The sequence below is a fragment of the Bradyrhizobium sp. UFLA05-89 genome, assembly GCF_059803475.1.
The window spans coordinates 73,128-99,576 of record NZ_JBANBA010000006.1; the positions used below are offsets into that span (position 1 = coordinate 73,128).

Below are 26,449 nucleotides of genomic sequence, written 5' to 3' on the forward strand. Positions count from 1 at the left end.
CAGGATCTCCGGTCCCGTCTCGAAGGTGGCCTGGAAACGTACCGGCTGGAAGAAGGGTGTGAAGGCTGCAAGATGCACTGAAATGCAGGGCAATGACGTCGTTCGAGACCGATTCCACCAACAAGGGAGGCGTGCGCGGTACCGCGTCCAGGAGCACATTGCCGAGTTCGCGAAAAAATGTCGCAGCCGCGGCGCCCGTCAGTCCCGTCGAGAGCCGAAGCAGCGTTCGCGCAGCTTCAGCCCATCGCCTCCAGCTCGTCGATCATCCCGGCGATGACGCTAAGACCGCCGTCCCAGAATTTCGGGTCCTTGGCATCGAGCCCGAAGGGCCGCAACAGCTCGGAGTAGTGCTTGGTGCCGCCGGCAGCAAGCATATCGAGGTAGCGCTCGGCGAAACCCTCAGCGGCATTCTCGTAGACAGCATAGAGCGAGTTCACGAGGCAATCGCCGAATGCATAGGCGTAGACATAGAACGGCGAATGGATGAAGTGCGGGATGTACATCCAGTAGTTCTCATACCCCGCCTTGATCTCGATCGCGGGACCGAGACTTTCGCCCTGCACCGAGAGCCAGATCTCGCCTAGCCGCGTCGCGGTGAGCTCGCCGCTCTTGCGCTCGCTGTGCACGGCGCGCTCGAAGGAATAGAACGCGATCTGCCGCACCACGGTATTGATCATGTCCTCGACCTTGCCGGCGAGCAGCGCCTGGCGCTGTTTTGCATTCTTGGTCTGGGCAAGGAGCCGCTTGAACGTGAGCATCTCGCCGAACACGCTGGCGGTCTCGGCCAGCGTCAGCGGTGTCGGCGCCATCAACGCGCCGTTCCTGGCCGCCAGCACCTGGTGCACGCCGTGGCCGAGCTCGTGCGCAAGCGTCATCACGTCGCGCGGCTTGCCCTGATAATTCATCAGCACGTAAGGGTGCGCCGACGGTGTGGTCGGATGCGAGAAGGCGCCCGGCGCCTTGCCGGGACGAACCGGCGCGTCGATCCAGCGATCACTGAAGAAGCGCTCGGCGATGTCGGCCATCTTGGGCGAGAAGCCGCGATAGGCCGTCAGCACCATGTTCCTCGCATCGGGCCAGGCGATGGTATCGGTCGCGGCAAAGGGCAGAGGGGCGTTGCGATCCCAGTAGGCGAGCCGCTTCTTCTTGAACCAGCGCGCCTTCAGCGCGTAGTAGCGGTGCGACAGCCTTGGATAGGCCGCGCGCACCGAGGCGACCAGCGCATCCACCACCTCGCGCTCGACGCGGTTGTTCAGATGTCGGGAATCCGCGACGTCCTTGAAGCCGCGCCAGCGGTCGGAGATGTCCTTGTCCTTGGCGAGCGTGTTGGTGATCAGCGCGAAGGTGCGCTCATTGGCCTTGAAGGTTTTTGCCAAAGCTTCCGCCGCAGTCTTGCGCTTGGCGCCGTCGCGGTCCTGCAAGAGATTCAGCGTCGGCTCGATCGCGAGCTCCTTGGGCCCGACCTTGAAGCGCAGGCCGGAGATGGTTTGGTCGAACAGCCTGTTCCAGGCCGAGTAGCCGGTCTGCGCCTTTTCCAGGAAGAGCTGCTCGAGCTTGTCGTCGAGCTGATACGGCTTCTCCTTGCGCAAATCCTCGATCCAGGGGCGATAATGCGCGAGCTCGGAAGCCTGCATCGCACGGGTCAAGATATCGTCATCGATGCGGTTGAGCTCGAGCGCGAAGAACAGAAGATGGGTCGAGGCGACCGTCAGTCGCTCTGACACATCGCCGTAAAACTTTGAAATCTTGGGATCAACGCTGTCGCCGGCGTGGACGAGCCCGGCATAGGAGCCGAGCCGGCCGGCGAGATCGTCGATCGCCTCGTACCGCCGCACGGCCTCCGCGAGCCATTTTCCGCCATCTTCCTTTGCTGTCCCTGTCGCGAGCTTGCCCTTGTAGTCGGTCTCGAACGCGACGCAATCGGCATCCATCTTCTCGAGATCGCGCGCCACTTCCGGCGCGGTGATCCCGGAATAGAGGTCGGCGAGGTTCCACTCCGGAAGCTTGCCGGTTTTGCTCACAGCTTTGCCGGAGGGTTTTGCTTTGGCGGCGGCTTTCTTGGTGTTCGGCTTGCGGAGAGCAGACGTGCTAAGAGCGGACTTGCTAAGTGCGGATTTGGAGCGCGAAGTCATCGTGTTGGAAACCTGTGTTCAACGATCGCAATGGATGGGGTCAGCAAGGTTTAAGAGTACGTTAATCGGCTTCGGCCAGAGTGCCCCGATTCGAGACAGATAGTTGTAGCGTGCGGGGAACACCATGGCTGCCAGTATTTTGATTGCCGATGACGACGCCGTCGCGCGCCGCCTGGTCGAGAACATGGTGCAGAAATGCGGCTATGAAACGATCATCGTCGATTCCGGCGATGCCGCGCTCGCCGCCCTCACCGCGCCCGACGCTCCCGCCGTCGACGCAGTCATCCTCGATCTCGTGATGCCCGGCCTCGACGGCATGGGCGTCCTGGCAAAGATCCGAGAGGCTGGCCTCAGCGTGCCCGTCATCGTCCAGACCGCGCATGGCGGCATCGACAACGTGATCTCGGCGATGCGCGCAGGTGCGGCCGACTTCGTGGTCAAGCCGGTTGGCATGGAGCGCCTCCAGGTCTCCTTGCGCAACGCGCTCAACGCGTCCGCGCTCAAGGGCGAATTGCAGCGGATCCGGCACAGCCGCGAGGGCCGGCTGACGTTCTCCGACATCATCACCCGCAGCGACGCGATGGCGCATGTGATGCGCACCGCGCAGAAGGCGGCAAATTCTTCGATTCCCGTGCTGATCGAAGGTGACTCCGGCGTCGGCAAGGAGATGTTCGCACGCGCCATCCACGGCAGCGGCGAGCGCAAGGCAAAGCCGTTCGTCGCGGTCAATTGCGGCGCGATCCCCGACAATCTCGTCGAGTCGATCCTGTTCGGCCATGAGAAAGGCGCCTTCACCGGCGCGACCGAGCGGCACGCCGGCAAGTTCGTCGAGGCCCATGGCGGCACGCTGTTTCTGGACGAGGTCAGCGAGCTGCCGCTGACCGCGCAGGTCAAGCTGCTCCGCGCACTCCAGGAGGGCGCTGTCGAGGCTGTCGGCGGGCGCAAGCCGGTGAAGGTCGACGTCCGCATCATTTCCGCGACCAATCGCAAGCTCCTGGACCGGGTGAAGCAGGGCCACTTCCGCGAGGACCTGTTCTACCGCCTTCACGTCCTGCCGCTGACGATCCCGAATTTGCGCGCGCGGCGCGAGGACATCCCGCATCTGCTGCGGCATTTCCTGGCGCGGTTCGCCGCGGAGGAGAACCGCTCGATCACCGGCATCAGCGGCGAGGCGATGGCGCATCTCTCAACGCTCGACTGGCCCGGCAACATCCGCCAGCTCGAGAACGCGGTCTATCGCGCGGTGGTCATGAGCGAAGGCGACCGGCTTGGCCTCGACGATTTCCCGCTGCTTGCCGCGCACCCGCAACAGATGACCGACGCTCCGATGGCGCCGCTGATGCTGGAGCCGGTCGCGCCGATGGCGCCCACCATGATTTCAGGTAATGAAATACCGATCGCCCCACTGCCCGCCGCCGGCTCCCTCGCGATGCTGACCAGCACCGGGGAAGTACGGCCTCTGGAGGAGATGGAGAACGAAATCATCCGCTTCGCGATCTCGCATTACCGCGGGCAGATGTCGGAGGTCGCGCGCCGCCTCAAAATTGGCCGCTCTACGCTCTACCGCAAACTCGACGAAGCCGGCGTCCAAGGATCTGGCGGCAAAAGCGGCGAGGAGACGCACTGAGCAGGACTCGCGGAACGACGTTCCCTTTATGGCCTAAACGGGGCGCAAGTCCTTCGCATTGCGGGCGATTTGAACCGTGACCGGGAAGTGACAGACAAAGGGAAAAGCGCTTGGCAGGAGCGCACAATCCGTTGCCAAGAGGCTTCCTTGAAGTCAGTTTGTCGTGAGTTGTCCCGGGTGGCGCTGGCTGCAAAAACGGGGCCTGTATATCGTCTGCGTAAGAATCGTTGCGTGCAGGCGTGCAACTTTCGAGAAGCCGGCGCGATTGGCCGAAGCTGTTAGACGATAACGAATCTGTCCAGTGAATCCGTTCCATGGGGACGGTTCACCCGAGGGGTGTGTCACGATGCGAGACTGTTTGAACAACCGTGCAGGCTTTGACCGCGTGCTGATGACGGTCGCGGCGACCTTCCTCACGGTGTCGGCCACTTCGGCGCTGGCCCAGGACCAGCCGCGCAGCAGCGCCGCGGAGCTCGCGATCGAAGCCGCGATCCCGCGCCCAGAACCGGCTAACGTCCCGCCTCCGACCGCCGCCGACATCAAGCTCGACACGACCGCGACCGTGCAGGAGCCGGCCAGGGACGCAAGCAGCAAGGAGCCCGTGAAGGCGGAAGCTGCCCCGGCGCCCGACAAGGTCGGAACCAAGCCTTCTGACGTCGCCACGACGCCTGCCACAGAGGCGCCGAAGAACGAGACGGCGAAGACCGAGCCCGCCAAGACCGAGCCTTCCAAGATTGAACCTTCCAAGTCTGAACCTTCCAAGTCTGAACCTTCCAAGTCTGAACCGGCAAAGACCGAAGCTGCGACCGCGCCGGCCGCGCCAGCGACCGCTGCAGCACCGGCCGAGCCGCCGAAGGATGTCGCGAAAGAGCCGGCCGCCGAACCGGTGAAGGCCGCGAGCAACGTTCCCGCCGCCGATCAGCCGGTTGCCGACAAGATCAAGGACGCGCTCGGCGCCAAGAGCTCGCGTTATTTCGATCGCAAGAACGAGCGCGCCGCCGTCGAGAAGTTTTACGGCGCGCGTGACTTCGCGCCGGTCTGGACGCAAGGCGGCAGCCTCAGCGCTTCGGCTAAGGGCGTGATCGCACGGCTGAAGGATGCCGCGTCCGACGGGCTCAACGCCGCCGACTATCCGGTGCCGGATTTCGCGGCAGCCACGACGCCCGATGCGCTCGCCGAGGCCGAGCTCAAGCTCACCGCCAGCATGCTGGACTATGCGCGCCAGGCGCAGAGCGGCCGCATGCACTGGTCGCAGGTCAGCGCCGACATCCTTTATCCCGAGCATCCGGTCGACCCGAGCGAGGTGCTGACCAAGGTCACGACCGCGTCTGATGCGTCCATAGCACTCGACGGCTACAACCCGCCGCAGAAGCTCTACAAGGAGCTCAAGGCGAAGCTCGCCCAGCTCCGCGGCCAGGGCGAAGGCCCGGTGATCGAAATCACCGACGGCCCGGCGCTGAGGTACACACCGGCGCGCGGCAAGAAGCGGGCGGAAGTCGTCGTCCAGGATCCGCGCGTACCGCAGCTCCGCGCCAAGCTCGGCATCACCGAGAATGCCAACGACGACCACTATGACGCGACGGTTGCGGAAGCCGTGCGGAAATTCCAGGACGGCGTCGAAATGAAGGCGACCGGCGTCCTCGACGCGCCGACCGTGAGGGCTCTGAACAGCCCGAAGCGCGACAGGCAGATCGACACCGTGCTCGTGAACATGGAGCGCTGGCGCTGGCTGCCGCGCGATCTCGGCGTGCCGTCGCTCGGCGATGCCTATGTCATCCTCAACATTCCCGACTACACGCTGAAGGTCATGCAGCGCGGCCAGCAGGTCTGGACCACGCGCGTGGTCACGGGCAAGCCGGGGACGCACGCCACCCCGCTGCTCAGCGAGACGATGAAGTACATCACGGTCAACCCGACCTGGAACGTGCCGCCGTCGATCGTCTACAACGAATATCTGCCGGCGCTGCAGCAGGACCCGACCGTGCTCCAGCGCATGGGCCTGCGCCTCGAGCAGAACCGCGACGGCTCCGTGCACATCTCGCAGCCGCCGGGTGAAGCCAACGCGCTCGGCCGCGTCCGCTTCAACTTCCCGAACAAGTTCCTGGTCTATCAGCACGACACGCCGGACAAGTACCTGTTCGCCAAGGAAGAGCGCGCCTTCAGCCATGGCTGCATGCGGGTGCAGAACCCGGATCAGTACGCCTCCGTGCTGCTCAACATCACGATGCCGAACGAGCACTACACGCCGGAGCGGATCCGCAGCATGTACGGCTCCAGCGAGATCGATCTGAAATTCCCCACCCCGATCCCGGTCAACATCACCTACCAGACCGCGTTCGTGGACGACGGTGGCAAGCTGCAACTCCGCAGGGACGTCTATGGCCGCGACGCGACCATGATCAGCATCCTGAAGAACAGCCGTGGCAAGGACCTCGAGAACGTCGTCGCCCATTCGCAGCCGAGCTATTCGCGGCCTGCCACGACCCTGCCCTCTGGCGTCGCGGTCGCCAATAGCGGCTTCGGAGGCGGCTTCTCGTCCGGACCGTCGTTTTTCGAGCGGCTGTTCGGACCGCCGACCCCGCCGCCGGCTCCGGTCGGCCGGCGCCAGCAGCGCGTTTTCACCCGCTGATCCCTACCGGCCGGGCTCGCGCCAAAAAGAAAATTCGTCAATGAAATCAACGATCCCGTCGTCCGACGGGATCGTTTAACGTTAACCATTGTCCACCAGCCCCGCCGCGGGGGGCGTTTTTTCGCCACACTCGACCGGTTAGGTCTGTACCCTGACTTGGGTTTCGACTTGGGTTTTCGACTTGGGATCCCTCTTGGGATCTCGTTGGGTTGGGGGCGGGAAGGTAAACCTCAAATTAACCTTCTCGCTTTAAGAAAGCGTTCATCCTCTTTCGCGCGCTAGCGGGGTTGGCGGGAGAGAGTCCATTTGAACGCTCGTCGACTGGGTGGGCTCATTCGTGCTGACTGGTTTCGCACGCCAATTCGTTGCGGTGTCGTTGTCCCATGCGGGAGTCATGGCCGGTTCTCGGATCGGCCTGACCTCGCTGCTTTTGCTTGCCGGCGCCGGCAACGTGCACGACGCGACCGCGCTGAACGAGACCCGCACCCTCTCCTTCCACCACACCCATTCCGGCGAGGACCTCACCGTCACCTTCAAGCGCGACGGGCGCTATGACGAGGGCGCGCTGAAGCAGCTCAATCACTATCTCCGAGACTGGCGCAGCCAGGACGAGACCGTGATGGACCGCCACCTCTTCGATATCCTCTGGGAGGTCTATCGCGACGTCGACGGCAGGCAGCCGATCCAGATCGTCTCCTCCTACCGCTCCCCCGCCACCAACGCCATGCTTCGCCGCCGCTCCTCAGGCGTGGCGCGCTTCAGCCAGCACATGCTGGGGCATGCAATGGACTTCTACATTCCGGGCGTGCCGCTGGAGCAGATCCGCTTCGCAGGGCTCCGCCTGCAACGCGGCGGGGTCGGCTTCTACCCGACCTCCGGTTCGCCTTTCGTGCATCTGGACACCGGCAGCATCCGGCACTGGCCGCGCATGACGCATGACCAGCTCGCCCGTGTCTTCCCGGACGGACGCACCGTACACCTGCCGACCGATGGCACGCCGCTCAAGGGCTATGAGCTCGCCAAGGCCGACATCGAGCGGCGCGGCAATGGCGATGACGCCGCGACGATCGGCAAGCCGAGCTTCCTGGCAGCGTTGTTCAAGGGCAAATCGGCCCCCGCCAGCGACGAGGATGACGAGGGCGCACCGGCCGTCAGTGCCAAGCCTGTAGCGCCGACCGTGGTGGCCGCGGCAGCGCCTGCCAAAACCGCTGAGAAGCCCACCGATCCGGTGCCGACGCCGCGCGCCAAGCCGCAACTTCCGGCCGCGATCCAGCTCGCCGCGGCCGACATGCAGGTCGTGCAGGCGCCCAAGCCGAAGCCTGCTCCCGCCGCCGACAAATCGACTGAGGTCAAATCAACCGAAGCGAAACCGCAGACGCCCGCCGACATCATCAACGCCCGCGGCTTCTGGGATGCGCCGGCGGCTCCGCAGCAGGCGACGCCGGCCCAGGTCGCGGCGCTCAGGGCGCGCCAGGCACTGGCCTCGGCGACCGATCCGCAGGCGACCGCAAGCGTTTCTTCATCGGCCTATCAGGCGCTGGCCTATGCGCCGGCCGCCGCCCCACCGGTCGACCGTGGCAACGTCGTCGCCGCCTCCGCGCCGATCCCGCGCGCGGCCCGTCCGCTTGCTGCGACCCGCAACCTCGCCCCCGCCACCGAGATCAACACCGTCGTCACCAAGGGCGAGCAGGGCATGATCGCGACCTCGACGCGACTCTCGGCCGCCAAGGGCGAGAGCATGTGGCTCAAGATCGTGATGCTGGCCCCGAGCGCCAGCCGCGCGATGTCGGTGACGCTGATGGGCGATATCGACATGATCGCGATGCGCGCCTACTTCATCAAGCCGCAGGCCGTCGTCGCGATGGGCTTCACCGACGATCCGATGCAGGGCATGTCCTGCGACAGCTTCTCGGGCTCGGCGACCGCCAAGCTCGAAACCACGTCCTTCGTGGTCCGCACCGCCGCGCTGCGCTGACCACTTCCCGCGACATTGCTTTCGTAGCCCGGATCGAGCGCAGCGAAATCCGGAGTTGTTGCGCGCTGAAAGATTCCCGGATTACGCAACGCTCCATCCGGGCTGCGAACTATCTCCGGCCGCGGCGATCGAGATGATATGTGAGCGCCAGCGACAGGCAGACCGCGAGCGGCTGCTTCGCTAGCGTGCCCGAAACAGGCAGCAGCAATGCCCGGTTCTGGCGATATTCGAACTGATCCGGAAAACGCTCGCGAAACGCTTCGATCAGCGTCGTCTTGCAATTGAACAGGACAGCGGCGTGATCATCGGACTCTTTCACGCGGCCGAGCCGTATGGTGCTTCCGCTTCCGGAATGTTCGGTGAGATAGGCCGGCTCGCCCCATTTCAACGTCTCGGTCAGCGCACCGACGTCGTCGAGCGCCCTGGCGGTCGCGAAGATGAGCTTGCGCACGTCGAGAAGACGCCGGCGGATCGGCGGTGGAAAGGCTTCGAAGGCGCGGCTCACCTCGCGCGGTAGTGGGGGCACCATCACGGCCGATCGCTCAGTGGCAGATGGATGGCGGTGAGGAGATCGCTGGGCGCTACCTCCATCGGATTGTTGCGATACGTCTCGAAGATGGGTGCATCGTCGCTCTCATGGCCTGATGATGGCAACCAAACGCCGAGCAGCCAGCGATAAGCGTCCTTCATGTCGGCGTACGGCCCCCTATAGGAGAGCCGCGCGTACACGCCACCGCGCAAGGTCATGGCTTCCAGAGAGGACGGAACAATCACGTCATCCGCAACCGGCGTACACGCCTTCGAGCGCAATTGATCGACGGCAACGAGATCGGGATCATCCAGGAAAGCTGCCCGCATCTCCTGGCCGGGCTTGAGCAACCGGCGAGATCCCAGCTCCGAGAATAGGCGTGTCATCGCCTTGTCGATCTGCATGTAGGATCCAACATGTAGCGCGGCCGCACAGCGCGTCGGAGGCAGCGCCACGATGTCGACGGGAAACTCTTCGGCGTCCTGCTCACGCGTCGCGGCCTTGAACGCCGCGTGGCTGCCATTGGCGCGGTAGTCGGCCGGCGTCATGCCGTAGGCGTCTCTGAACGCGCGCGCAAAGGCGTCAACGGCGCCATACCCGGCCCGCTCCGCTATCGCCTTGATCGGCTCGCTCGAATTGGCGAGACGGTCCGCAGACCGAAGCAGGCGCAGGCGACGCATCGTTGCAGTGATCGTCTCCCCGCGCATCGCCACGTAGATGCGATGCCAGTGATAGCGCGAGATGCACGCGATCTCGGCGAGGTCGTCGAGGCGAATGTCATCGTCCAGATGCGCATAGATGTGGTCGACGACACGCGTCAGGCGCGCCTCATAGCTTGCTTGCGTTTGCGGTCTATTCATCGGCCCCGATCTCGATCTGCCCTGCGACAGTATCGCACGGAGCATTCCGACAAATCTTGCGGATTTGCGGGTAGCGGCTGCATCGGCAGCGCGCCGGTAGCTCAGCAATCAGGCCGGCAGGCCGGCCCCGCGAAGGCCCGTCTCGTAGCGCTGACGGTCGACCTCGCGCTTATAGTGCTGGCTGATGACATGATTGGCGACCGAAAATGCCGGCTCGCGCTTGAGAACCTCGGCCGCGTGGGCGCCGGCCGCAACCGAGTTGCCCATCTGCGCGAAGATCGCGGCGAGGAAGGCATGATGGGTATGGTCGGGCCGCGTGATCCGTGAAAAAGCTTCGGCGGCTTCGGCATATTTCTCGGCACAATAATAGGCTCGCCCGAGATGGCTCCAGAAGCGTTCGGGGTGATAGGGATTGAGCCGCATCGCCTTCTTGATCCAGTCGATGCCTTCCTCCGGCCGGCCTAGCCAGGTCAGCAGCTCGCCCTGCTGCACCACCACGAGATCATAGTTCGGGTTGAGCGCGAGGGCCCGTTCCTGATGGTAGGCAGCCCTGTCATGGTCGTCGCGGTTCAGATTGAGCGCGGCGAGGATGCGATGGACGTCGCTGTCATTGTCGTCGAGCGCCAGCGCGGTCTCGAGCTCGGACGACACGTGCTGGAAGGTCAGGTCGCGATCCGCACACCAGCCGTAGACCCAGGTCTGGCCGAGGACGCATGCCTTCCAGGCGTGCGCATGGGCGTAGTTCGCGTCGAGCGAAAGCGCGCGGTCGAGCAGAGACTGCGCGTGCGCATTGTCGTCGCGGTTCGAGCGGTGGTGCAGGATCTTGGCGGCCAGCACGCATTCGTAGGCCGCCATATTGTTGGTCGGCTTGCGTTTCGCGCGATCATGGCTCGCCGCCTCGACGCGGCCGGGCAGCGTCGCGGCGATCGCGCGGGTCATCTCGTCCTGGATCGCGAAGATGTCCTCGAGCTCGCGGTCATAGCGATCGGCCCAGATGTGCCGGTCGGTCTCGGCGTCGATCAGCTGCACGGTGACGCGCACGCGCCCTCCCGCCTTTCGCACGCTGCCTTCGACGACATAGTCGACGCCGAACTCGCGGGCGACGTCCAGCACCTTCACCGCCCTGCCCTTGTACACGAAGGTCGAGTTGCGGGAGATGACCAGCAGATCGTGGAAGCGCGACAGCTCGGTGATGATGTCTTCGGTCAGGCCGTCGGCAAAAAACTCCTGCTCCGGATCGCCGCTCATGTTGGCGAAGGGCAGCACGGCGATCGAAGGCTTCTTCGAAACGCCCGGCGCGGGCGCGGTGTCCGTCGCCCCGTCCAGCGCGCCCGCCATCTCCTGGTTCAGCCGCACGCGGAAGACGCGGATGGGTCGCGCGATGTTCTTGACGTTCTGCTCGCCCAGATCGTCGAAGTCGATGCCATCGAGACGCTGGCCGAGCTGGTCGCGAACCGCGCTCGAGATGCAGATGCCGCCAGGTTCGGCCAGCGCCTCCAGCCGGGCTGCAACGTTGACGCCATCGCCGAAAATGTCGTTCTGGTCGACGATCACGTCGCCCAGATTGATGCCGATGCGAAACTGTATCCACCGTCCAGCCGCAACGTCGGCATTACGCCGACCCATGCGGCGCTGAACCTCGGCCGCGCAAAGCACGGCGTCGACGACGCTGTGGAATTCGACGAGCAGGCCGTCGCCCGTGGTCTTGATGATGCGTCCGCGATTGCGGCTGATAACCGGATCGATGAGCTCGATCCGGTGGGTCTTGAGGCGCGCGAGCGTGCCGGCCTCGTCGGCCTCCATGAGACGACTATAGCCGACCATGTCAGCGGCGAGGACCGCGGCGAGCCTGCGCTCTGGTCCAGGCGCATCCATTACTCGGTCCCTTCACCGAGCAGCTTAGCAGAGAAGCGGATTTTGCCTAGGTTTGGTACGCCGCAATTGAAAGGCCGTACCGGCCGTCAGAGCATTCCCAGCGCCTGCATGTACGTCTCGAGGATCGTTTCGGCCTCGGCGCGCTCGTTGGGGTCCTGCTTGCGCAGGCGCACGATGGTGCGCAGCGCCTTCACGTCGTAGCCATTGCCCTTGCTCTCGGCATAGACGTCGCGGATGTCGTCGGAGATCGCCTTCTTCTCTTCCTCCAGCCGTTCGATGCGCTCGATGATGGAGCGGAGTTGATCCTTGGCGAATTTCGTGGCGGGCGCTTCTTCGTTGACGGCGGTGGCAATGGCCATCTCGTACTCCTGATGGAACTGGCAAGGTGAGGTAACGCCGGCGTCCTCGCACCGCGCGTGCTGGTTTGACCCTTAGGTTTGCCAGCCGTTACGTCAAGGCAGCATCGCGCTCGTCCACAGCGCACCCACATCTTCGTGTCGCGGCGAGCCAAAAACCGGTTGTGCTGCGAACGACTCTACCCCTCGAAGCGGGGCTCAATGCCCGGGATGGACCTTCTTCATGGCCTCGAGCTGCTCAGGCGTGGCCGTGCCCTGGTACTTCGCCTTCCAGGTCTCATAGGGCATGCCGTAGACTGCTTCGCGGCTCTCGTCCTTGCTGAGAGCCACCCCCTGGGCGTCGGCGGCGTCCTTGAGCCAATTCGACAGGCAATTGCGGCAGAAGCCGGCGAGATTCATCAGATCGATGTTCTGGACGTCGGTCCGCGCCTTCAGATGCTCGACCAGGCGCCGAAAGGCCGCCGCTTCGAGCTCTGTTCTGGTTTTGTCGTCGATTGTCATGACGATGACCTCGCTGTCCGGACTGACCGTTACGGGACTAGGTAGGCCTTTGTCACAGATTTTGCCATATCCCGGTGCAAACGGGACCCTTGGACGGTCGTTGGGCAGTTCCCGCGCTCTACGCCAAATCGTCAATGATCTGATATAGCTTCCCGCGACAATGATCGCCGAATCTCCCGCCTTCCAGCGCCTCTCCACATGGCTCGTCCGCCTCGCCCCGGCGCTGGCGATTGCGTTGCTGTGCCTGTCGGCGAGCCCCGCCTCGGCCGACTTCCGCCTCTGCAACAACACCTCGAGCCGGGTCGGGATCGCGCTCGGCTACAAGGACGCAGAGGGGTGGACCACGGAAGGCTGGTGGTGTATAAGAGACAGACCGAGGACTGCCTCGCCCGCGGCTACGACCGAACTGGCTATTTCGAGGTCGACACCGGCGAGCAGCGCGCCTGGACGGTGCAACTGACCGACGCCAACGAACAGCCTTCGCAGCAGCGGGTACCTGGCCTGCCGGGACCGGTTGGCCCGGGTGGCGGCGTTCCGGGTTTGCCCAATAGCCCGCCGGGTGCTACGCCCCCGGGCTCGCCTGGCCTCGCGCCAGCACCCCCGCCCCCGCCTGGAAATAAGCCATGAGGCGACTTCGCCGTATCAAGATTCTCGCGACCCTGGGACCTGCCTCTTCGGACCTCGCGACGATCCGCCGCCTGTTCGAGGCCGGTGCCGACATCTTTCGCATCAATATGAGCCACACCCCGCATGACAAGATGCGGGAGCTGGTGGCGACGATCCGCAATGTCGAGTCCAGCTATGGGCGGCCGATCGGCATCCTGGTCGACCTCCAGGGACCGAAGCTCCGGCTCGGCTCGTTCGCCGAAGGGGCCGTGCAGCTCCAGAACGGCCAGACCTTCACGCTGGACTCCGACAAGGCGCCGGGCGACACGACCCGCGTCCACCTTCCGCATCCGGAGATCCTGGCTGCGCTCCGGCCCGGCCATGCGCTCCTGCTCGATGACGGCAAGGTGCGGCTGATCGCGGAGCAAACCACGAAAGAGCACGCGGTGACGCGCGTCGTGGTCGGCGGCAAGATGTCGGACCGCAAGGGCGTCAGCCTGCCCGATACCGACCTGCCGGTCTCGGCGATGACGCCGAAGGACCGCGCCGATCTCGAGGCGGCGCTGGTGACCGGCATCGACTGGATCGCGCTGTCCTTCGTGCAGCGTGCCGACGACGTCATCGAGGCCAAGAAGATGATCCGCGGCCGTGCCGCCGTGATGGCCAAGATCGAGAAGCCGCAGGCGATCGACCGCCTCGCCGACATCATCGAGGCCTCCGATGCGTTGATGGTGGCGCGCGGCGATCTCGGCGTCGAGCTGCCGCTGGAGCGCGTGCCGAGCCTTCAGAAGCAGATGACGCGGATGGCGCGCCGCGCCGGCAAGCCGGTGGTGATTGCGACCCAGATGCTGGAATCGATGATCCAGGCGCCGGTGCCGACCCGCGCCGAGGTCTCCGACGTCGCGACCGCCGTCTATGAAGGCGCCGACGCCATCATGCTGTCGGCCGAATCGGCTGCCGGCAAGTTTCCGGTCGAAGCGGTCTCGACCATGAACCGCATCGGCGAGGAGGTCGAACGCGACCCGACCTATCGGTCCGTGATCATGGCCCAGCGGCCGGATCCGGAAGCGACAGTGGGCGATGCGATCGCGGACGCCGCGCGCGTGATGGCCGATACGCTCGACCTGCCGGCACTGATCTGCTGGACCAGCTCCGGCTCGACCGCGATCCGCGTGGCGCGCGAACGTCCAAAGGCGCCGATCGTCGCGATCACGCCGAACATGACGACGGGACGCAAGCTCGCGGTGGTCTGGGGCGTGCATTGCGTGGTGGCGGAAGACGCGCGCGACCAGGACGACATGGTCAACCGCGCCGGCCAGATCGCGTTTCGCGATGGCTTTGTCCGCGCCGGCCAGCGCGTGATCATCGTCGCGGGCGTGCCGCTCGGCATCCCCGGCACCACCAACATGGTGCGGATCGCCTCCGTCGGCCCCGAGGGCGACGCGAATATGTGAGGGGCCTTAAGCCCCCACCAATGCCTTCGCCGGCAACACCGTCTGCTGCACCACGAGGCCACGGGCGCGGGCATCCATCACGCCAACGGCACGCAGCGCCAGCAGCGTGACCGTCTGTACGGCATCGCGCAGCTTGACCGGATCCTCCAGATTGTCGGGCGCGAGCGGCCCGACCAGCGCCTCGTGCAGCGCCCCGAGCAGCGCCGTTGCCGCCAGGGCAGTATCCTGCGCCGGCAGGTGGCCGGCACGCACGGCAGCGTCGATCCGGGAGGCGATTTCGCCCGCGATTTCGCGCCGGCTCGCAAGCCTGGAGGCACTGACATCGACGTCGACGGGCTCGGCCAGAATGCCCCAGGCGAGCTTGCGTTGGGAAAGCGTGTGCACCGCAACCGTGGTAACGGCCGCCGCCAGTGCCGAGGACGGACCGGGCGCGGCGTCGGCCGCCCGGCGAATCGCGGCGAGTTCGTCGCGCGACACTTCGGCAATCAGCTCGGAGATCAGATCGGCTTTCGAAGGGAAATAGCGGTAGACCGTTCCCGCCGCGACGTTGGCCCTGATCGCGACCGGGGCGATCTGCACCGCCACCATGCCGCCTTCCGCTGCCGCCTCCCGTGCCGCCGCCAGAATGGCGCTGCGCCGGGCAGCTAGGCGTTTCACCACTTGATGGGTCCGCCGGTAAACCATGGCGCGCTTCCTGTCCCCACGCGCCTGGCCGCGCGTTTCGGCCGAACGATTCTTCACTGTTTTCGCTGCAAATCGCCCGCAAGAACTGAACAACTATTCAGAGCGGATGACAAGACCTCAAATGTGCGAAGTTGATCTGCCAGCTCAAGACGCGGCAGTGGACGAGGCGAGGCCCGCCGGGGACGCCGGCAGCTCACGCCAATCGGCGACCGCACGGGCGACGATGAGCGCGGCAACGATCAGCGTCGCCGCAAGCCCGACGGGGATTTTCAGAAACGGGAAGCTCGCAAGCAGCGCAAGCATGAAGCCGAGCGCACAGGGCTCGTAAGCACGGAAGCCATCATCATATCCGGCACGCACAAGCCAGGCGACAGGAATGGCCAGCACCGCGAAATCATACATGTACGTGTAGGGCGAGCACAGCAGCGTGCCGGTCGCAAGCGCAGCCGCCTTCAGCGCGTAAGGCACCTTGCTGCGCCACATCAGCACGAGCCCGATCGCGACGGCAGAAGCCACCACCGCCTGCAATGCCCAACCGAGCGTCTCGCTACCGCCAAGACAGCGCACCATCGCGAACACGCTCTGAAGCCTCAGCCAGGATTCCGCCCCCTCAGAGAGAACCGCCTTTGAGATCATTGGCATCCAATGCAAGAATGCGACCCAACTCTCGACGCCAAACACGAGCATCGACGTCAGCACAACGCACACCGCGGTAATAGCCGCCGAGACGAAGACTTTCCATTCTCCGCTCGCGACAAGGACAAGCGGAAACAACAGGCCGTATTGCGGCTTGTAGGTGAGAAGGCCCAGACAAATTCCAGCAAGCACCTGATGACGCGGCAACAGATACAGCGTGCCGCCGATCAGGCTGGCAGTCAGAAAGCCGTTCTGCCCGATCGCAAGATTGTCGAAGGTCGCGGGAAACGCAATCGCAAGCATGACACCGAAGCTGCGCCCGACGATCGCGCGCATCAGCGCGACATAGGGCAGCATGCTGGCGAAGGCCCAGCCCGCGAAAGCCACGGCATAAGGAAATTGCGCGAGGAAGGCGGCGACGAACAGGAACGGCGGCGGATAATGCCACGCGAAATAGCCGGAGAAATCCTGCCCGAGCACGGCGACCTCGACCTGCTTCTGCACCTGCCAGTCCCACGCCTGTATCGCGTTGCCGTCGAGCGCCAGCCTGCCGGCGGCCCACACGTTCACGAAGTCGGTGGGGTTACCCAACCCGTTCGCGTCGTAGATCCAGGAGTGCGAGATATAGGCGAGCGGGAAATGCAGCAGCGTGAGAACAAGCAGCACGAGGCAGACGTTGAACAGCACGGACGGGACCGAGCCTGGCCGCAGGCCTGACGGCGGACTCAAAGCGAGTTCGGCCATGCTGCATTCCCCTCAACTCGTCGCGCGCAGCGGCTGAAATGAAAGAGCCCCGGAATCCCGGGGCTCTTCGAATTCACGTCGATCGTCCAAACTTACTTCAGGCTGGACGAGATCGAGCCGAACTTGGAGTTCAGCGAGGTGCCGAGGTTATTGACCACGGTGATGATGGCCAGCGCGATGCCGGCGGCGATCAGACCGTATTCAATAGCGGTGGCGCCGGATTCATCCTTCACGAAGCGCGCAACGAGGTTTTTCATAGACTGCTCCAAAGAGTACACAAGGCTACAACTAGTCTGGTCTGACCGGCTTCCCAGCGCCGCGCGACCATGGAACCGACCGTAGCGACAAAGAATTGCACCGCAGTTAATTCGTCCGCGGAAACATGCAGCGGTTTGCGTGTATTCCGTGATGGTAAACCGAAATTGAAAACAACCGGTTAAATCGTCCGGAAACGAGCGAGCGCCGTCGATTTACCTGAATTTATATCTGGCGTGATCTAACGGGCACCGACAGCCGTAAGTGCTGCATCGAACGGAGGCGTGGTGTCCATTTCAACTGCCATTGGCGTCGAAAGCCAAAGCCGCAACAGGATGCTGCTGCCGATCTGCCTCGGCGCCTGCACTTACCTGTTCTTCTTCGCAATCGGCGATTACCTGCTGCAGGATTCCGATACGTATTGGCACATCAAGATCGGACAGTGGATCATCGACAATCGCGCGCTGCCGTATTCGGATGTTTACTCGTTCACGCGGCTGGGTGAACCCTGGACATCATCTGCCTGGCTTTCGGAGGTGCTCTACGCCGCAGCGTATTCGTCCCTCGGCTGGGGTGGACCGGTCATCCTCGCCTCGCTGGCGATTGCTGCGACGGTGGCGATCTCCGTTTACCTGCTCACCGCGCATCTTGGGCAGGTCCGCGCCGTCGCAATCGCGATGCTCGCCCTGGCGATGTCGATGCACCACCTCATCGCACGCCCGCACGTGCTTGCGATGCCGATAATGGTCGCATTTGTCGGCGGGTTGATGGCCGCTGCCGACCGTCGCAGCGCGCCGTCATGGCTGTTGCTGCCGCTGGTGCCTCTCTGGGTCAGCATTCACGGAGGTTTTGTTCTCGGGCTGGTGTTGATCGGCCCTATCGGCCTGGAAGCGCTCTGGGCCGCAAAGTCCGAGCAACGGCTCAAATTGGCAATACGCTGGGCGCTGTTCGGAATAGCCGCGGTCGCAGCGACCTGCGCCACGCCCTATGGTTGGCATTCACCACTTGGCGCGTTCAAGATCCTCGGTCTCGGTGAACTTCTCTCGAACATTTCAGAGTGGAAGTCCGCCGACTTCAGCTCATTCAGCTTCTTCGAAGGTGCACTGCTGTTCCTGATCGGAATGGCGTTCTACAGGGGACTGGTCCTGTCGCCGCCCCGCATCATGCTCTTGTTGGGCCTGATCTGGATGGCATTGACCCACAACAGACATATCGAAGTGTTTGCATTCCTGGCACCGCTCGTTCTGGCGAAGCCGTTCGTTGAGCAGTCAGTTCTCGCAGGAAACGCCGCCATCCGGCAGAATCAAGAACGTTCTTCGCCCTACATTACGATGCTGGCGGTTCTGACGATTGTCGCCGCTGGCTCGACATCGACCGTATCCTATCTCGCGCGTCATTCCTTCACGTTCGGACAGGCGCACACCCCCGCAGCCGCAGTTGAGGTTCTGCAGCAGCAGCATGTGTCGCGAATCTTCAACCAGCCAGAATTCGGAGGCTATCTTATTAGCCAGGGAATGCGGCCGTTCATGGATGGTCGCGCCGAGCTCTACGGCGAAAAGTTCGTCATGAGGTATGCCAAGGTCATTGAAGGGCGCAACGTCAAAGACCTGCTTGCATTGCTCGACGAATACAAGATCGAAGCAACGTTGTTCTTTGCCGATTTTCCCGCTCCTCAGATTCTGGACCACATTCCCGGCTGGAAGCGGATCTACACCGATGATCGCTTCGCCGTGCACATCCGCGAAAATCGTCCGCAAGCCGGTGCAGCCGCCGCTCTCGAAAGCCCAAATGAGCCGGCAACTCGCCCGGCGCCTGTAGTTCTTGAGGCGCCCGCCCCTCCGGCTACTCGCTAAGGATAGCGAGGGCGGGTGCCGACTGACCGGAAATTATGACCACCATGATCCACTACCGGCGCCAGAGCTGATGGACCGGAGCAATCAGGGCAACGATACGGGAATGTCCCTTTCCTTCACCACAAGCGTTACGATGCAGAGCCGCGCGCGAGTTCTGGTGCCGCTCTGCGTCGGCGCGGGCGCCTATCTCTGCTTCCTCTTTGTCGGCGACACGCTGCTCCAGGATTCCGACTCGTTCTGGCAGATCAAGATCGGGCAATGGATCCTCGATCATCGCGCGCTGCCCTATACGGACATCTACTCCTTCACGCGGCCAGGCCAGCCCTGGATATCCACCTCATGGCTGTCGCAAGTGCTGTTCGCGAGCTCCTATGGACAATGGGGCTGGGCGGGACCGGTGATCCTCACCACGGTTGCGATCGCGCTCACTGTCGCAATCTTCGTCTATCTGCTCGACGCCCATCTCGAACTTCCGCGCTCGGTGCTGTTTGCGATGCTGGCGCTGCTTTTGTCACTGCATCACCTGCTCGCTCGTCCGCACATCCTGGCGCTGCCCGTCATGGTGCTGTGGGCCGGCGTGTTGATGGCGGCCGCCGATCGCAGGAGCGCACCGTCATGGCTCTGGCTGCCGTTGATGGCATTGTGGGCGAACCTGCATGGCGGCTTCGTTCTGGGTCTGGCGTTGATCGGTCCGATCGCGCTCGAGGCGGTCGAGCATGCCGAAAAAGGACGACGGATTCAGCTATTCCTGCGCTGGATGCTGTTCGGCATCGCCGCGCTGGTCGCAAGCTGCGCCACGCCTTATGGCTGGAGGACGCTATGGGGCGCGACCAACATCCTCAACCTCGGCGAACTGCTGACGGTCATCTTCGAGTGGATGCCAGCGAATTTCGCCTCGTTCTCGGCGTTCGAAGGCGCGCTGCTTGGCCTCATCGCCATCGGCTTCTATCGCGGCATCGCGCTCTCGGCGCCGCGGATTTTCCTGATCCTGTTCCTGACCTGGAGTGCGCTGACGCATGTCAGGAGCATCGAGGCATTTGCGTTCCTGGTGCCGCTGGTGCTGGCAAAGCCGCTTGGGCAATTGTCGCCGCGCTCCGCATCGGACTCGGGCAATGACGAAATCTGGCCGGCCCGCTACGTCACCGTAACAGGCGCGCTGATGATCCTGGCAGCCAGCTGGACCTCGACGGCGATCTATATGGGACATCACCGCTTCGCGTTCACGATGTTCCAGACGCCGGTCGCTGCGGTCGACCTGCTCGAGCAGCGCAAGGCGCAGCGGATCTTCAACGCCTACCAGTTCGGCGGCTATCTGATCTCGCGCGACGTCCCGGTCTTCGTCGACGGCCGCGCCGAGCTCTATGGCGAGAAATTCGTGATGGACTTCTTCAAGGCGACGGAAGGCAAGAAGCCCGAACTCCTTCCGCGCCTGCTCGACGAGTACAAGATCGACGCGACGCTGCTCGTTGCCGATGCGCCGGGCCCGCAGATCCTCGACCAGCTCAAGGGCTGGAAGCGGATCTACGCGGACGACATCGCGGTGATCCATGTGCGGGACGACGCGGCAGGCGCGGCCGCCGCGCCTTCGCCCGCGACATCGAAATGAGCGGACGGGCGCTCTTCAATTCCCCGTCTGCAATTCGCCAAAACGCTCCCAGCTCTTGCCGTTGAAGCGCATGAACTGCATCTGATCGACCGGCACGTGATCGGTCGTGCCAGTGTTGATCTTGATGCCGGGTAGCAGCATCGGCAGCTCGAGATCGTGGATCGAGAACGCCTGCTTCAGGATGTTCTCCGTCGACAGATCATCGCCGCAGGCCTTCAGAACCGCCTCCAGCGCCATCGCGCTGTTGTAGGAATTGACATAATTGGTGTCGTGCTGATCGGCTTCGGGCACATACTTTGTCATGAACTCCCGCCAGCCCTTCACACCCGCGTCGTCCCTCCAGGCAGGATCGTCGGGGTCCTTCACATAGGCGGTGGAGAGAATGCCGACGCCGGCCTCGAGCCCCGCCGGCTCCATCACGGTCGACACCCAGACCGCGACATTTGAGAGAAACGTCATCGGCCGCCAGCCGATCTCGAAGGATTTTCGGATCGCTTGCGCCGCGAATTTGGGCGTCGCCGCGATCACGAAGACGTCGGCGCCTGATGCCTTCAGCTTCACGATCTGGGAATCGATGGTCGGATCCTGGACCTCGTAGGTGGCACCGGTGACGACGGCATCGTATTTCTCGCCGAGAACATCCTTCAGGCCTGCGAGGTAGTCGCGGCCATAATCGTCGTTCTGCGAGATCACCGCGAACTTCGCGGTCGGGTTCTTGGCCAGCGCATAGCGCGCATAGAGCCGCGCCTCGTAGCGGAACGGCGCCTGCACACCCATCGTCGCCTGCGGATATTGCGCGATATCGGCGAACTTCGAGGCGCCCGACGCCAGGAAGAGCTGCGGGACGTTCTTGCCCTGGAGATATTTTGCGATCGCCGTGTTGTGCGCCGTCCCGATGGAGGAGAAGATCAGCGCGACCTCGTCGCTCTCGACCAGCCGCCGCGTCTGCTCCACCGTCTTTGGCGGTGCATAGGAATCGTCGAGCGAGATCAGATTGACCTTTCGGCCGTTGATGCCGCCTTTCTCGTTCAGCATCCTGAAATAGCCGACCTCGCCCTTGCCAAGCGCACCGAACGCCGACACCGGCCCGCTATAGGGCATGGTCTGGCCGATCCTGATCTCGGTGGCGGTAACGCCGCGCATCTCGGCGGCGATGGAGGCCCCGGTCAACATCAGGAATGAAACGGCGCCAAGCGCACCCAATGCCGTCGCCAAACGCATCGACCTCCCCCTCCCCTTTGCCTGGTGCGGTCAAGCCGCGCCTTTGTTTGAGGGAACATGCCATGAGAGCCGACGGGACGCCAATCATTACAGCGTCGGGATCGTAGGGTGGGCAAAGCGTCAGCGTGCCCACCACTTCCATGCTGATCCCCGAGAGACGGTAGGCACGGCGCAAGAGCGCCTTTGCCCACGCTACGGAGCTGCGCTGCGTCCGGAGCACACGGCCTGGGTTTCGCGTACAGCTGCACAACATCGTCATTGCGAGCGCAGCGAAACAATCCAGAGTCTTTCCGCAGAGGGATTCTGGATTGCTTCGCGCAGCCTGTCATCGGGCCGCGCTTCGCGCGGACCCGGTGGCTCGCAATGACGACGGGGGCGGAGTTGCCAACAAAAAACGCGGCGTTGCCGCCGCGTTTTTCAATTCGATCTGCCGCTTGCGGTTACGCCTGCGGCTGCGGCTCCAGGCCGGGATCCGGATCGGGCCGCGGGCGCGACTTGCCGGCCGGCGGCACGGCCGAAGCGCGCGGTGTGCTCGGCTCGAGCACGGACTCGCGGTTCGGCTTCTTGCCCTTGAGGAGATCGACGATCTCATCTCCCGTCAGCGTCTCGAACTCGAGCAGGCCCTTGGCCAGCGTCTCGAGGTCGGCATGCTTCTCGGTGAGAATGCGGGTCGCCTCCTTGTAGCCTTCCTCGACGAGGCGCTTGATCTCGGAGTCGATCTTCTGGACCGTCGCTTCGGACGCGTTCTGCGTCCGCGACACCGACATGCCCAGGAACACCTCGTCCTGGTTCTCGCCGTAGGAGACCGTGCCGAGCTCTTCCGACAGGCCCCAGCGCGTCACCATCATGCGGGCGAGGCGCGTGGCCTGCTCGATGTCGGAGGCGGCACCCGAGGTCACCTTCTCGCGGCCGAAGATCAGCTCTTCGGCGACGCGGCCGCCCATCATGATGGCGAGGCGCGAGGTCATCTGCTCCAGCGACATCGACAGCTTGTCGCGTTCGGGGAGCTGCATGACCATGCCGAGTGCGCGGCCGCGCGGAATGATGGTCGCCTTGTGGATCGGATCAGTCGCCGGCACATTGAGGCCGACGATGGCGTGGCCGCCCTCGTGATAGGCCGTCAGCAGCTTCTCTTCCTCGGTCATGACGAGCGACTTGCGCTCGGCGCCCATCATCACCTTGTCCTTGGCTTCCTCGAACTCGGCCTGGGTCACCATCCGCTTGTTGCGGCGGGCCGCGGTCAAGGCAGCCTCGTTCACGAGGTTCATCAGGTCGGCACCGGAGAAGCCGGGCGTGCCGCGCGCGATGGTCTTGAGGTTGATATCCGGCGCCAGCGGCACCTTGCGGACGTGAACCTTCAAAATCTGCTCGCGGCCGACGACATCAGGATTGGGCACCACGACCTGACGGTCGAAGCGGCCGGGACGCAGCAGCGCGGGATCGAGCACGTCGGGACGGTTGGTCGCGGCGATCAGGATCACGCCCTCGTTCGCCTCGAAGCCGTCCATCTCGACCAGCAACTGGTTCAGCGTCTGCTCGCGCTCGTCATTGCCACCGCCGAGGCCGGCGCCACGGTGACGGCCGACGGCGTCGATTTCGTCGATGAAGATGATGCAGGGCGCGTTCTTCTTCGCCTGCTCGAACATGTCGCGCACGCGCGAGGCGCCGACGCCGACGAACATCTCGACGAAGTCGGAGCCGGAAATGGTGAAGAACGGCACGTTGGCTTCGCCCGCGACCGCGCGCGCGATCAGCGTCTTGCCGGTGCCGGGCGGGCCGACCAGCAGCACGCCGCGCGGAATGCGGCCGCCGAGCCGCTGGAATTTGCCGGGGTCACGCAGGAATTCGACGATCTCCTGGAGGTCCTGCTTGGCCTCGTCGACGCCGGCGACGTCCTCGAAGGTGACGCGGCCATGCGCCTCGGTCAGCATCTTGGCCCGCGACTTGCCGAAGCCCATCGCCTTGCCGGCGCCGCCCTGCATCTGGCGCGACAGGAAAATCCACACGCCGATCAGCGCGATGAACGGCAGCCAGGAGACCAGCAGCGAGACGAACCACGGCACGTTGTCGCCCGGCGGCTTCGCCGTGATCTGGACCTTGCTGTCATAGAGGCGCTTCACCAGCGTCGGATCGTTGGGCGCATAGGTCTGGAAGCTCGAGCCGTTGGTGAAGGTCCCGTGAATCTCCGGCCCCTGGATGACGACGTCGCGTACATTGCCCCGATCGACCTCACTCAGGAGTTGCGAGAAAGCGATATCCTGGGAGGAGGCGCGCTGGCCGGGATTCTGGAAGAGCGTGAACAACGCCAATAGCAGCAAGACAATGATGACCCAGAGGGCGAAATTGCGCAGATTGGCGTTCATCGATCTTCCTTCGTGGTCGCGCGGATCGCGGCCCTATTCCTTGGGCAAGCTAGAGAAAATCCCCAAGGAATCCTCTCGGTTAGACGAATACAATTTAGGTGCCGCCCCGGTCGCTGCCAAGGGAACGAGATGGGACTATTTATCCCATCTTAGCCCGATTCCCGCTGAAATAATGGCGGGTCCGGCTGGGTTTTTCCGGGCTGGTTAAGGTGTTCTGAGGGATGGGACCGAGCGCGCCGGTGTCATGATCCGCCCCTGACACGCCGGGCCGGCGCCGGCGCGATCAGGATGCGCCCCCGGGACAGGCTGATGAGGGCCCCCGCGAGCGTCTGCTTGATCTGCGCCCGACTGGTTCCGACGTTGCGCCGGCCCGTGCCCTCGGCGATGCCGCGGTCAAGGACCGCCAAGAGAGCCTCGATCTTGCCCAGTTCCGCCGGCCCCTCGTGCCCAACGGCGTCGATCGCCCGCATCAGGAGCCGCAGGCGCACCTCCTCGGGCAATGCAGCGAAGGCCGAGACCTCGAAGCTTCGCGCAGGCGCATCGGGCAGTGGGCGATCGCGATCCCTCAAAGCGAGGAAGCGCTCGGCGCCGTCGGCCAGCACGTCGATGGCGGCATTGGCTCGGGAGAGCCGCGTGGCGAGCCGGGCCAGGCTGCGCGCGCTGCCGCCCTCGGCGGCAAGCTGCGGCAAAAGCGCCCGCAGCCGTGGGCGCGTGAAGGCGGTGTCGCGGTTGGTCGGATCGTCAGCGAAAGCGATATTGGCGCGCTTCAAGGTTGCGATGAGCTGCGCCTTCGGCACGTCGAGCAGCGGACGCGCCAGCGCGATCCCGTCCCGCTCCGTGATGGGCGCCATCGCGGACAGGCCGGCGATGCCGCTGCCGCGCAACAATCGCATCAGCAAAGTCTCGGCCTGGTCGTCTCGGGTGTGCGCGGTGAGCACATGGGTCGCTCCGGTCGCACGCGCGGCCTGCATCAGCAGGCGATAGCGCGCGTCACGCGCAGCGGCGGGCACACCGGTCTTCGGCTTGGCGCCGGTCCAGCGCATCGTCCGATGCGGCAGATCGAGCGAGCGCGCCAACTGCTTGACGTCGCGGGCCTCGCGCGCCGCTTCCGGTCGAAGGCCATGATCGATGGTGACGGCGATGAGCTGCGGGCCGCGAGTGAGGCTCTTGCGCCAGCGCGCGGCAAGCCACATCAGCGCGACCGAATCCGGACCGCCTGAAACCGCGAGCACGAGCGCCGGCGCGCGTCTCAGATCGGCGAAGAGCAGCTTCGCCTCGCGCGCCGAAATCGGAGAATTGTCGTCGTCTGACATGACGCTGCCCGCAGGATGGCGCGCCTATTTAGCGCAGGGTCATCCGCATTGTCAGCGCTCAATGAGATAGAGCGGCTAGCACTTCACCCGCTTCTGCTCGCGATCGACGGCAGCCTTGACGCCGGCGGAGGCGCGCGGGAATTTGCGGCCGACCTCGCCGAAGGCCGCGCAGGCGGCTTCCTTCTCCTTCAACGCGGCCAGCGACTGGCCGAGCCGCAGCAGCGAGTCCGGGGCCTTTGCAGACTTCTCATACTTCGTGGTGACGGCGAGGAAGGCCTCCGCGGCATCACGATATTGCTGACGCTGGAAGTAGCTCTCGCCGAGCCAGTATTGGGCGTCGCCGAGCAGGGGATCGCTCGGATATTTCTGCGTGAAGCTCTTCATGGTCTGCTCGGCCAGCGCATAGTCCTTGCGCTGCATGTAGCCGATGCCGAGATCGAACTCGGCGCGCGGCGATTGCGATGGCGGCTGGGTCGCCGGACCGCCGCCCGCGGCCGGCGCCGGATAACCGGGCTGCGCCGCCGGGTAGCCGGGCTGCGCGGCCGCTTGCGGATAGCGGCCGCCGGTGTTGGCGAGATCGAGTGGCTCGCCGGCGCCGCGGCCGCCGGGCGCACCGGCCTGGGTGCTCTGCTGCATCGGCATCTGACCGCCGCCGAGCGCGCGCGGCGCGCCCGGTGCACTCGGATTCTGGTTGGGATCAAACGCATCACCGCGGCGGCGAGTGCCGGGCGCTCCAGGCGCCGGCTGCTCCTGCACGATCGGCGCGGGCGCCGCGACCTGCGGCTCATAGGCTGGCTGCTGCACCGCCTGCTGCTGTTGCCGATAGCCCGGCGCTGCTGGCACTGCCGCGACATTGGGCTGTGCCGGCGCCTGTCCGGGCGCCCCTTGCGCGCCCCCCTCGAGCTGCCGGAGGCGCTCCTCGAGCTGGCGGTTGCGATATTGCAGCTCTTCGTTCTGGCCAGTGAGCTGGCGGAGCTGGTTCTCAAGCCGTTCGATCCGCATCTCCGGGTCGGCATCGTCCGACTGCGCGAAGACGGGCGAGCACAGCGAAAGCAGCGCGGCGATCGCCACAGTGCCGGTAAAAGCCTGGAATCTGGATGACATCTTGCCCTGACGACGAAAGCGACGTGGCGCACGGCGGACAATTCGCCGCGCGAGACATAGGGAGACGGAGTACGCCAAAAATGTGACTGGTACCAAGGGCTTTCTAAGACCTGATCCGAGAAACGA

General features: G+C 64.4%; 20 protein-coding genes and 1 pseudogene. 7 read left to right on the forward strand and 14 right to left on the reverse strand.

The window, feature by feature from the left end; translation table 11 throughout:
• Nucleotides 1-236 precede the first annotated feature (236 nt).
• A complete protein-coding gene (locus SO139_RS05260; protein ID WP_449376862.1) occupies nt 237-2,132 on the reverse strand; it encodes a M3 family oligoendopeptidase in 1,896 nt (631 codons plus the stop codon).
• A gap of 124 nt (nt 2,133-2,256) precedes the next feature.
• On the opposite strand from SO139_RS05260, the gene SO139_RS05265 reads away from it, so the two are divergent.
• Complete coding sequence (locus tag SO139_RS05265; protein WP_449376863.1) at nt 2,257-3,759, forward strand: sigma-54-dependent transcriptional regulator; 1,503 nt, start codon at nt 2,257-2,259, stop codon at nt 3,757-3,759.
• A gap of 153 nt (nt 3,760-3,912) precedes the next feature.
• On the opposite strand, the gene SO139_RS05270 is transcribed toward SO139_RS05265, so the two are convergent.
• A complete protein-coding gene (locus SO139_RS05270; protein WP_449376864.1) occupies nt 3,913-4,662 on the reverse strand; it encodes a pentapeptide repeat-containing protein in 750 nt (249 codons plus the stop codon).
• Here SO139_RS05270 and SO139_RS05275 point away from each other — a divergent pair.
• Together SO139_RS05275 and SO139_RS05280 are read left to right on the forward strand one after the other, a co-directional pair.
• Nucleotides 4,646-6,388: a L,D-transpeptidase family protein gene (locus tag SO139_RS05275; protein ID WP_449376865.1), complete on the forward strand. Its 1,743-nt coding sequence runs from the start codon at nt 4,646-4,648 to the stop codon at nt 6,386-6,388. The genes SO139_RS05270 and SO139_RS05275 overlap by 17 nt on opposite strands.
• Before the next feature lie 325 nt (nt 6,389-6,713).
• The gene (locus SO139_RS05280) at nt 6,714-8,363 is read left to right on the forward strand and encodes a peptidoglycan L,D-endopeptidase MepK (RefSeq protein WP_449376866.1); all 1,650 of its coding nucleotides are present in this window, start codon (nt 6,714-6,716) and stop codon (nt 8,361-8,363) included.
• 109 nt (nt 8,364-8,472) lie between these two features.
• On the opposite strand, the gene SO139_RS05285 is transcribed toward SO139_RS05280, so the two are convergent.
• The 5 genes from SO139_RS05285 to SO139_RS05305 form a co-directional block, all read right to left on the reverse strand.
• Complete coding sequence (locus tag SO139_RS05285; protein ID WP_449376867.1) at nt 8,473-8,892, reverse strand: DUF1801 domain-containing protein; 420 nt, start codon at nt 8,890-8,892, stop codon at nt 8,473-8,475.
• Nucleotides 8,892-9,752, reverse strand: coding sequence for an AraC family transcriptional regulator (locus tag SO139_RS05290; protein WP_449376868.1), 861 nt, complete (start codon nt 9,750-9,752; stop codon nt 8,892-8,894). The genes SO139_RS05285 and SO139_RS05290 overlap by 1 nt, the downstream gene beginning before the upstream one ends.
• A gap of 108 nt (nt 9,753-9,860) precedes the next feature.
• Nucleotides 9,861-11,627 (reverse strand): adenylate/guanylate cyclase domain-containing protein, encoded by a 1,767-nt coding sequence (locus SO139_RS05295; protein ID WP_449376869.1) that lies wholly within the window; start codon nt 11,625-11,627, stop codon nt 9,861-9,863.
• Nucleotides 11,628-11,713: 86 nt separating this feature from the next.
• Nucleotides 11,714-11,986 carry a DUF2312 domain-containing protein gene (locus SO139_RS05300; protein WP_254099882.1) on the reverse strand — a complete coding sequence of 91 codons (273 nt, stop codon included), beginning with the start codon at nt 11,984-11,986 and terminating at the stop codon, nt 11,714-11,716.
• Between the two features lie 195 nt (nt 11,987-12,181).
• The gene (locus SO139_RS05305) at nt 12,182-12,484 is read right to left on the reverse strand and encodes a DUF1244 domain-containing protein (RefSeq protein WP_449376870.1); all 303 of its coding nucleotides are present in this window, start codon (nt 12,482-12,484) and stop codon (nt 12,182-12,184) included.
• A gap of 160 nt (nt 12,485-12,644) precedes the next feature.
• Here SO139_RS05305 and SO139_RS05310 point away from each other — a divergent pair.
• Both SO139_RS05310 and pyk read left to right on the forward strand, forming a co-directional pair.
• Nucleotides 12,645-13,111, forward strand: a pseudogene (locus SO139_RS05310) (DUF1036 domain-containing protein).
• Nucleotides 13,108-14,544, forward strand: a complete 1,437-nt coding sequence (gene pyk, locus SO139_RS05315) for a pyruvate kinase (RefSeq protein WP_449376872.1) — start codon at nt 13,108-13,110, stop codon at nt 14,542-14,544. Before SO139_RS05310 ends, pyk begins: the two are co-directional and overlap by 4 nt.
• A gap of 6 nt (nt 14,545-14,550) precedes the next feature.
• On the opposite strand, the gene SO139_RS05320 is transcribed toward pyk, so the two are convergent.
• The 3 genes from SO139_RS05320 to SO139_RS05330 form a co-directional block, all read right to left on the reverse strand.
• Nucleotides 14,551-15,228: a TetR/AcrR family transcriptional regulator gene (locus SO139_RS05320; protein ID WP_027521917.1), complete on the reverse strand. Its 678-nt coding sequence runs from the start codon at nt 15,226-15,228 to the stop codon at nt 14,551-14,553.
• 144 nt (nt 15,229-15,372) lie between these two features.
• On the reverse strand, nt 15,373-16,608 hold the full coding sequence (locus tag SO139_RS05325; RefSeq protein ID WP_449376873.1) for a glycosyltransferase family 87 protein: 1,236 nt from the start codon (nt 16,606-16,608) through the stop codon (nt 15,373-15,375).
• A 92-nt stretch (nt 16,609-16,700) separates the two neighbouring features.
• Nucleotides 16,701-16,865: a Flp family type IVb pilin gene (locus tag SO139_RS05330; RefSeq protein ID WP_027521915.1), complete on the reverse strand. Its 165-nt coding sequence runs from the start codon at nt 16,863-16,865 to the stop codon at nt 16,701-16,703.
• Between the two features lie 333 nt (nt 16,866-17,198).
• Here SO139_RS05330 and SO139_RS05335 point away from each other — a divergent pair, with 333 nt between their 5' ends.
• Nucleotides 17,199-18,716, forward strand: a complete 1,518-nt coding sequence (locus tag SO139_RS05335; protein WP_449376874.1) for a hypothetical protein — start codon at nt 17,199-17,201, stop codon at nt 18,714-18,716.
• A 103-nt stretch (nt 18,717-18,819) separates the two neighbouring features.
• A complete protein-coding gene (locus SO139_RS05340) occupies nt 18,820-20,322 on the forward strand; it encodes a hypothetical protein (RefSeq protein ID WP_449376875.1) in 1,503 nt (500 codons plus the stop codon).
• Nucleotides 20,323-20,337: 15 nt separating this feature from the next.
• Here the strand turns inward: SO139_RS05340 and SO139_RS05345 are convergent, their stop codons facing one another.
• The 4 genes from SO139_RS05345 to ybgF all read right to left on the reverse strand — a co-directional run bounded on the left by SO139_RS05345 (nt 20,338) and on the right by ybgF (nt 26,323).
• Nucleotides 20,338-21,543: an ABC transporter substrate-binding protein gene (locus SO139_RS05345; protein WP_449376876.1), complete on the reverse strand. Its 1,206-nt coding sequence runs from the start codon at nt 21,541-21,543 to the stop codon at nt 20,338-20,340.
• A 440-nt stretch (nt 21,544-21,983) separates the two neighbouring features.
• Nucleotides 21,984-23,906 carry an ATP-dependent zinc metalloprotease FtsH gene (gene ftsH, locus SO139_RS05350; protein WP_284268825.1) on the reverse strand — a complete coding sequence of 641 codons (1,923 nt, stop codon included), beginning with the start codon at nt 23,904-23,906 and terminating at the stop codon, nt 21,984-21,986.
• 242 nt (nt 23,907-24,148) lie between these two features.
• Nucleotides 24,149-25,219: a tRNA lysidine(34) synthetase TilS gene (tilS, locus tag SO139_RS05355; protein WP_449376877.1), complete on the reverse strand. Its 1,071-nt coding sequence runs from the start codon at nt 25,217-25,219 to the stop codon at nt 24,149-24,151.
• Nucleotides 25,220-25,294: 75 nt separating this feature from the next.
• Complete coding sequence (gene ybgF, locus SO139_RS05360; RefSeq protein WP_498539752.1) at nt 25,295-26,323, reverse strand: tol-pal system protein YbgF; 1,029 nt, start codon at nt 26,321-26,323, stop codon at nt 25,295-25,297.
• Nucleotides 26,324-26,449 lie beyond the last annotated feature (126 nt).

Excerpts from the sequence above, each read along its gene's own strand:
- SO139_RS05260 (WP_449376862.1), bottom strand. The coding sequence starts at position 2,132 with ATGACTTCGCGCTCCAAATCCGCACTTAGCAAGTCCGCTCTTAGCACG.
- SO139_RS05265 (WP_449376863.1), top strand. The coding sequence starts at position 2,257 with ATGGCTGCCAGTATTTTGATTGCCGATGACGACGCCGTCGCGCGCCGC.
- SO139_RS05285 (WP_449376867.1), bottom strand. The coding sequence starts at position 8,892 with ATGGTGCCCCCACTACCGCGCGAGGTGAGCCGCGCCTTCGAAGCCTTT.
- SO139_RS05290 (WP_449376868.1), bottom strand. The coding sequence starts at position 9,752 with ATGAATAGACCGCAAACGCAAGCAAGCTATGAGGCGCGCCTGACGCGT.
- SO139_RS05295 (WP_449376869.1), bottom strand. The coding sequence starts at position 11,627 with ATGGATGCGCCTGGACCAGAGCGCAGGCTCGCCGCGGTCCTCGCCGCT.
- SO139_RS05300 (WP_254099882.1), bottom strand. The coding sequence starts at position 11,986 with ATGGCCATTGCCACCGCCGTCAACGAAGAAGCGCCCGCCACGAAATTC.
- SO139_RS05305 (WP_449376870.1), bottom strand. The coding sequence starts at position 12,484 with ATGACAATCGACGACAAAACCAGAACAGAGCTCGAAGCGGCGGCCTTT.
- pyk (WP_449376872.1), top strand. The coding sequence starts at position 13,108 with ATGAGGCGACTTCGCCGTATCAAGATTCTCGCGACCCTGGGACCTGCC.
- SO139_RS05320 (WP_027521917.1), bottom strand. The coding sequence starts at position 15,228 with ATGGTTTACCGGCGGACCCATCAAGTGGTGAAACGCCTAGCTGCCCGG.
- SO139_RS05325 (WP_449376873.1), bottom strand. The coding sequence starts at position 16,608 with ATGGCCGAACTCGCTTTGAGTCCGCCGTCAGGCCTGCGGCCAGGCTCG.
- SO139_RS05330 (WP_027521915.1), bottom strand. The coding sequence starts at position 16,865 with ATGAAAAACCTCGTTGCGCGCTTCGTGAAGGATGAATCCGGCGCCACC.
- SO139_RS05335 (WP_449376874.1), top strand. The coding sequence starts at position 17,199 with ATGCTGCTGCCGATCTGCCTCGGCGCCTGCACTTACCTGTTCTTCTTC.
- SO139_RS05340 (WP_449376875.1), top strand. The coding sequence starts at position 18,820 with ATGTCCCTTTCCTTCACCACAAGCGTTACGATGCAGAGCCGCGCGCGA.
- SO139_RS05345 (WP_449376876.1), bottom strand. The coding sequence starts at position 21,543 with ATGCGTTTGGCGACGGCATTGGGTGCGCTTGGCGCCGTTTCATTCCTG.
- ftsH (WP_284268825.1), bottom strand. The coding sequence starts at position 23,906 with ATGAACGCCAATCTGCGCAATTTCGCCCTCTGGGTCATCATTGTCTTG.
- tilS (WP_449376877.1), bottom strand. The coding sequence starts at position 25,219 with ATGTCAGACGACGACAATTCTCCGATTTCGGCGCGCGAGGCGAAGCTG.
- ybgF (WP_498539752.1), bottom strand. The coding sequence starts at position 26,323 with ATGTCATCCAGATTCCAGGCTTTTACCGGCACTGTGGCGATCGCCGCG.